Consider the following 1407-nt stretch of genomic DNA (forward strand, 5'->3'; position numbering starts at 1 on the left):
GACCGAGTACCGCGGAGCCGTCGGAGACGACGACCACCAGGCGGCTGGTCCAGGTGTACCGGTCGGCGAGGGTTTCGTCGGCGGCGATGGCGCGGGAGACCTGCGCGACGCCGGGCGTGTAGGCGATGGACAGGGCGCGCTGCGTATCGAGGGCGGTCGTGGTCTCAACCGAGAGCTTCCCCCCGATGTGGCCGGCGAAGATCTCCTCGTCGGTCAGCTCGACCTTCTGCGGTGCGGTGGGTTCGGACACAATGGTCATTGTCTACTCATTCCTTGGCTATCGACGATCCGCGGGAGCGTGTCGTCGGAATTGATCATTGATTCGGCGCTCATTGCGCGTGGGTCATCTCTCGATCAGGGCGTCGCCGCGGTCGGCGGCGGCGTGTAGGGGGTGACTCGGACCATCCCGAGGCAGCGCTGTCTGCGGGGCTCGGTGGTTCGCTGTCGAAGCCCTTCGGGGGCAACGCCGATGGAAAGTTGCGCTGGTCCACACCCTCCACCCGCTGTTCGACCCCAGCGCACCGTCACGACTCGGGCTCACCGACTCGCTGTTCTTCGGCGTCGCCCTGAAATTCCCCACTGCGGGCGTCGCCGTCGACGTGGCGAGAACCAGCGTCGACCACCCGTCGGTACGAAAGATCGTCGCCGCACAGACAGCGGCAATCGCGAAGGTCAGGAGCCGAGATCCTGTGGCACTCGATGCGGTGGCGTCGCTGCTGCACGACAGCAGCCGGACAGATGCGCAGCACTTGCCGGCGGACTACCTGTCCCCCCAGTACGGTCCCGATCCACGCGACGTCCACGCCATTGGTGCGGATGCGCTCGAATGGCTGGCGGTCGCACTGAACACGGGTGAGCACACCGCCGCAGACTTCTACGAGGCGGTCCGGTGACTTCTTCCCGACGTGAGCGACTGGTCGTACACGCGCTGCCCGGGAGCCATGGCACGACGGTCACCGCGCGCAGGCACGAGTTGACGATCGACGAAGCCGCGCGATATGGCGGGCACGATGCCGGCGCAAACCCTGTCGAGCACATGCTCGCCGGCCTTGCCGCTGCCTCGCTGGTGGTACTTCGGCTGCTCGGCGAGGTCGCGATAGCCGAGTCTGCCACGCTCACAGTGTCAGCCGGCTTGAACGTCGACCGCGTGATGGGAACCGATGACGGCGCCGTCATCGACGTGATTCGCCTGGACTGGCACGTGGCGAACGCCGAACACGCCGTGCGCTTGCGTGCAGCACTTCCCCACCTTGCGAGTCGTCGACCGGGGCAAGCTCTGATCGATGCTGCATCCGTATCCACGGAAGCGGTGTCCATCGCGAGTTGACGACTGCGGACGAGTAGCCGGACCCGCGCTTGTCAGAGATCGAGAACGAGGTCGGTTTCGGGTTGCGAGCAGCACAAGAG

The 1407-nt window shown here is 66.2% G+C and carries 2 protein-coding genes and 1 pseudogene; 2 read left to right on the forward strand and 1 reads right to left on the reverse strand.

Annotation, left to right across the window (positions count from 1 at the left end; all coding sequences use genetic code 11):
• A pseudogene (locus tag AC1D1G_RS45200) lies at nucleotides 1–259 on the reverse strand (NAD-dependent malic enzyme); the annotation flags it as partial.
• Nucleotides 260–689: 430 nt separating this feature from the next.
• On the opposite strand from AC1D1G_RS45200, the gene AC1D1G_RS45205 reads away from it, so the two are divergent.
• Both AC1D1G_RS45205 and AC1D1G_RS45210 read left to right on the forward strand, forming a co-directional pair.
• Entirely contained in the window at nucleotides 690–893 is a 204-nt protein-coding gene (locus tag AC1D1G_RS45205) for a hypothetical protein (RefSeq protein WP_477956938.1), read from the forward strand.
• Between the two features lie 80 nt (nucleotides 894–973).
• Nucleotides 974–1327 carry an OsmC family protein gene (locus tag AC1D1G_RS45210; RefSeq protein ID WP_283352003.1) on the forward strand — a complete coding sequence of 118 codons (354 nt, stop codon included), beginning with the start codon at nucleotides 974–976 and terminating at the stop codon, nucleotides 1325–1327.
• Nucleotides 1328–1407: the final 80 nt, after the last annotated feature.

It is taken from the genome of Rhodococcus sp. P3_B8, from assembly GCF_056402775.1.